This is a genomic window from Pseudonocardia nigra (genome assembly GCF_019396355.1).
GTDB classification, from domain to species: Bacteria; Actinomycetota; Actinomycetes; order Mycobacteriales; family Pseudonocardiaceae; genus Pseudonocardia; species Pseudonocardia nigra.
The window spans coordinates 1-4,296 of record NZ_JAHKRK010000363.1; the positions used below are offsets into that span (position 1 = coordinate 1).

Below are 4,296 nucleotides of genomic sequence, written 5' to 3' on the forward strand. Positions count from 1 at the left end.
AACCTCGTGATCAGCCTGCACCGCCTCGCGGGCGCCACCAACATCGCCAAGGCCCTACGCCATCACGCCCGCGACGCCCGTCGACCGCTCCAACTACTCAAGATCATCTGACTTTGCCGACCCCCTGCCATCCGACCCAGACGCATTACCGCGACCTGCGCCGGACCGCGGAACGGACCGGCGACTGGCCGGCCCTCCGACGCGAAGCGATCACGCGCCTACGGGATGCTGCAGCCACGCACGCCGCCGTCGCCGACCACCTGGTCGCGGTGCTGCTGGAGGAAGGAGAGCCCGACGATGCATGGCGGGCCGCGATCGACCACCGCGACGACCTGCCCGACTCCCGATGGCAACAGCTCATCGACCTCCGACAGCACACGCACCCGGCAGAGATGGTCGAACCGTTGCAGCGGCTGATCGAAAAGCAGCTGAGCACCAGCACCGACAAGCACCGCTACGACCGCGTCACCAGAATGGTCAAGCAGCTCCGAACCGCGTACCGATCCTCGGGTGACACCGCCGCCTTACGGGATTTCATGGACGAACTGCGCGACCGTCACCGACGCAAGACAGCATTCCTCGCCAAGCTCGACCGCGCACAGCTGTAAACTGTGGCCCGTCTGTTCACCTGCACACCCTGACCCAGGTTCGGCACGACGGGTGCAACGGTGCAAGCGATTCGATCTTGCTGGGCAGCTTCAATCGCCTCACATCGTCGTGGTGCCTGCGAGGGGAGCCATCAAGGGGGGCCGGCCGGCCGGCCGGAGGGCAGCGTGGAGCTCGGCAAGCCGGGGAGAGGATCATGAGGCGTCTCGGTAGGGGCGATCGGGAACGGCAGGAAGGGCGCGGTGTGCGCTGACCGCGGCTGTCCAGTTGGCGGCGGCCAGGGTGGCGAGCGCGTCGTTCCAGCGCTGTTGCAGGCATTCCAGGGTTCGGGCTTCGAGTTCCGGGGCGACATGGCTGTAGATGTGTTGGATCTTGTCGGGGATGCGTGTTGCCCGCCGCTGAGGATGACGACGAACGCGCCACTGAGGATGACGACCAAGAACGGACATTCCGAGCGGGCTTGATCGTCATCTTGGCGGCCTGGTCGTCACGGTGGCGCCGGACAGGCCTCGCGGTACGGGTTCGGCATCGTCACGATGCCGACCGGCGGCGGGCGCGCGAGGACCCGGGAAGAGGCTGGAATCTCAGCCCGGCGCGGCCGCGACGCGACGGGCGACGACGAGGCGGCCGCGGGTGATCTGGCCGATCACCGTCCATGGCGGTACCCGTGGCACGAGCCGCGCGCGGAGGGTGACCGCGGCGGCGGCCAGCGCGGTCAGCGCCTCGCCCAGCTGGGCCGTCTCGGGCTGCAGGTCGGCCAGCACGTCACGGTCGACCCGGGCGATCCACTCCACGGCCTGGGCGCGCAGCCACGCCACGTGCTCGGGGTCGCGGCCAGCGCGGATCCAGCGCCGCACCGTGGACACCGGCCGGTCCAGGGTGGCGGCGATCCGCCGGTAGCCGGCGCCGGCCGCGCTGGCCCGTAGCGCGGCACCGATCACCGCGGTCGTGTCCGCCCGTCGCGGCGCGATCAGGGCGGGCAGCAGCACGTGGGTGGTCCGGCACGCCGGACACCGGGCCCGGCGGGGTCGCAGCGTCAGCGTGGCCCGGCCGTGGTCCCGCACCGTCGCGGGTGCGGGCATGTCCCCACGGCTGCAGCGGGCCGTGGCAGACCGGGCAGGTGACCTGCCCGGCGGCCAGGTCGGTCTCGGTCTGCTCGACGTCGGCGATGCCGATCATCGCGGCGGTGAACAGGCGGCACGGCACACGAGGGTGGTCTACCAGGCGCCCGCCGGGGAGGGGCCAGCTGGTGTGGGCGACCCCGGCCCCGCCTCGGTCGGTTGATCAGGCCGACCTGCCGGGCCCGGCACGGCACGCTGACGACACCGGGTGGCGCTCGCACCGGTGCGACGCTGAGACGGGTCGGTTCGTCGTCACGGTGGCGGCGCCGATGAACGCTTCCAGCACCAATCGTTCGTCGTCGCCGTGGATGGCGGGAGCCAGCCCCCGCGTCGGCAGCCACCGTGGCGCTCAACAGATGCGGTGGCCGAGCCGGTGGGCTTGTGCTGCCTCGGGGATGTGGTCGGCGATCATCCAGGTCTTGTGGCTGTGCCGGAAGCCGTGGAAGGTCAGCCCGGGTGCCGCCGGTGCGACGGCGATGGTGGGGCGCGGGCGGTGGGTGGTGCCGTCGGCGGCCGGGCGCATCGCGCGGCGGGAGAAGTTGGACCGGCGCAGGAACGCTCCGTCCGGACCCCAGCCTGCTGGCCCGCGTCCTCGAGCCCTGGCGCCTGGGCGCCACCACGACAGTAGGCGCGATCGCAGCGTTGGCCATCTGGCTCGTCGCCGGCCACGGCTTGTGGGAGAGGCGCCGCACGTCGAAGAGACTGAGGAACCTGCTCAACTCCGCCACCGTGCTCACCATCACCATGGGGGTATTTGTGTCCTCCCTCGCGCTGTTCACCATCAGCCTCACAGCGGCGGCGCTGGTCATCCCGCCGGGCTATATGTCCGAGGTGCTCGGCCACGACGTGGACTGGAGCGACTACGCGCGGGTGGGCCTCATGGCAACCGACAAGGGCATCCTCGCCGGCGCCGTCGGGTCCGGCCTGGAGGACGACGAGACGGTGCGCCGGGCTGCGTACAGCACTCGCGAGCAGGAACGGAGAACCCAGATGGCGGCGGGGTGAGCGCCGCAGGCGCCGCTGGAGACAGCAGCACGCCCCGTACTGGCCTCGCCGGGCTCACCGATTCCGAGCCCTCCACTCGCTCCCGTTTCGAGATCGTCACGGGGTAGCAGTAGGCACGGCACGTGAACAGACACCCGCCGCCGACGGGGACCGCGACCGCCGCAACCGCGCCACCGCCTTGCGGAACCGGGTGCCGATCTTGTCGAACAGCGCCGGGCACGGGATTGGATAACCCAGATGCCGGGTCAGGAACGCCACGACCTGCCCGCCGACCTACAGGTTCGGCACGTAAGCGTTGAGATAGATCCGGTCCAGGCACTCCAGGTCGAGCGTCACATGCCCGTCGAGGACCTCGTTGACCGTCACCGCTGTGGCCATGACCGCAGCCTGGCCCGCGAGCCCAGTGGAGACCAGCGCTCAGCTTCGCGGCGGCGCCGCGATCGGTCTGAGGGCAGCATCGGACCGCTTCCGAAGTAAATGCCAACCGCAGCGATCACGCCGAAGGCGAGCATCCACCTCGGCGGTCCGGGCCTGACATCACTGGTGCCTCGTCAGGCAACGTTTGCCCCCTGGACGATCTTGCCGAGGCGGGTGGCCGGTGTTGCGGTTTCGCCAGGCGATGTAGCGGCGGATCATGCTGGCCTGCTCGCGGTGGCTGGCGTGGTCGCTGCCGCCGAGGGTGAAGTAGCGCAGCGCGGTGAACTGTGCCTCGTCGGGTAGCCCCGGCGCGTTGCTGCGCCGGGTCCCCCATAGCCTCCGTGCCCATGCGAGTGCTGATCACCGGTGGGGCGGGCTTCATCGGATCCCACGTCGCCGACCGCCTGGTCGCGGACGGGCACGACGTCCTGCTCCTCGATGCGCTGCTGCCGCAGGCCCATGGCGGTGCGGCCCCACCGTGGGCCGCAGGCCACGAGCTGGTCCGCGGCGACGTCGGTGACGCGGAGCTGCTGGCCGGGCTGCTGCCCGGCGTGGATGCGGTCTGTCACCACGCTGCGATGGTCGGCCACGGCGTCGACCCCTCGGACGCCCCGGCGTACGCCACACACAATGATCTCGCCACGGCGGTGCTGCTCGCCGCGATGCACGCGGCGGGCGTACAGCGTCTCGTGCTCGCCGGGTCGATGGTGGTCTACGGCGAGGGCCGTTACGACTGCCCGCGGCACGGGGTCGTCCGCCCGGGGCCGCGGACGGCCGAAGACCTCGACGCGGGGCGCTACGAGCCGCGGTGCCCCAGGTGCGGCCGTGACCTCGTGCCGGGGCTGGTGGGCGAGGACGCCCCGCTCGACCCGCGCAGCACCTACGCCGCCACGAAGGTCGCGCAGGAGCATCTCGCCGCCGCCTGGGTCCGCCAGACCGGCGGCACCGCCTGGTCGCTGCGCTACCACAATGTCTACGGGCCGCGGATGCCGCGAGACACCCCGTACGCGGGCGTGGCGTCGCTGTTCCGGTCCGCGCTGGAGCGTGGGGAGGCGCCGCGCGTGCTCGAGGACGGGCGGCAGCGCCGCGACTTCGTGCACGTCACCGACGTCGCCGCGGCCAACGCCCTGGCGTTGGCCGCGGGGCC

The 4,296-nt window shown here is 71.5% G+C and carries 6 protein-coding genes; 4 read left to right on the plus strand and 2 right to left on the minus strand.

Features of this window, described 5'->3' with window-relative positions:
• Positions 1-113: 113 nt before the first annotated feature.
• Complete coding sequence (locus KME75_RS40235; protein WP_219420250.1) at positions 114-608, plus strand: hypothetical protein; 495 nt, start codon at positions 114-116, stop codon at positions 606-608.
• A gap of 582 nt (positions 609-1,190) precedes the next feature.
• On the opposite strand, the gene KME75_RS40240 is transcribed toward KME75_RS40235, so the two are convergent.
• Positions 1,191-1,688 carry a DUF6431 domain-containing protein gene (locus tag KME75_RS40240; RefSeq protein ID WP_219420251.1) on the minus strand — a complete coding sequence of 166 codons (498 nt, stop codon included), beginning with the start codon at positions 1,686-1,688 and terminating at the stop codon, positions 1,191-1,193.
• On the opposite strand from KME75_RS40240, the gene KME75_RS40245 reads away from it, so the two are divergent.
• The gene (locus KME75_RS40245; protein ID WP_219420252.1) at positions 1,687-1,890 is read left to right on the plus strand and encodes a hypothetical protein; all 204 of its coding nucleotides are present in this window, start codon (positions 1,687-1,689) and stop codon (positions 1,888-1,890) included. The genes KME75_RS40240 and KME75_RS40245 overlap by 2 nt on opposite strands.
• Positions 1,891-2,076: 186 nt before the next feature.
• Here the strand turns inward: KME75_RS40245 and KME75_RS40250 are convergent, their stop codons facing one another.
• Complete coding sequence (locus KME75_RS40250) at positions 2,077-2,250, minus strand: site-specific integrase (protein WP_219420253.1); 174 nt, start codon at positions 2,248-2,250, stop codon at positions 2,077-2,079.
• A gap of 119 nt (positions 2,251-2,369) precedes the next feature.
• Between KME75_RS40250 and KME75_RS40255 the strand changes: the two genes are divergently transcribed.
• Complete coding sequence (locus tag KME75_RS40255) at positions 2,370-2,732, plus strand: hypothetical protein (RefSeq protein WP_219420254.1); 363 nt, start codon at positions 2,370-2,372, stop codon at positions 2,730-2,732.
• A gap of 764 nt (positions 2,733-3,496) precedes the next feature.
• The coding region (locus tag KME75_RS40260) for an NAD-dependent epimerase/dehydratase family protein (protein ID WP_219420255.1) at positions 3,497-4,296 on the plus strand (800 nt) is incomplete at its 3' end.

Excerpts from the sequence above, each read along its gene's own strand:
- KME75_RS40240 (WP_219420251.1), bottom strand. The coding sequence starts at position 1,688 with ATGCCCGCACCCGCGACGGTGCGGGACCACGGCCGGGCCACGCTGACG.
- KME75_RS40245 (WP_219420252.1), top strand. The coding sequence starts at position 1,687 with ATGTCCCCACGGCTGCAGCGGGCCGTGGCAGACCGGGCAGGTGACCTG.
- KME75_RS40250 (WP_219420253.1), bottom strand. The coding sequence starts at position 2,250 with ATGCGCCCGGCCGCCGACGGCACCACCCACCGCCCGCGCCCCACCATC.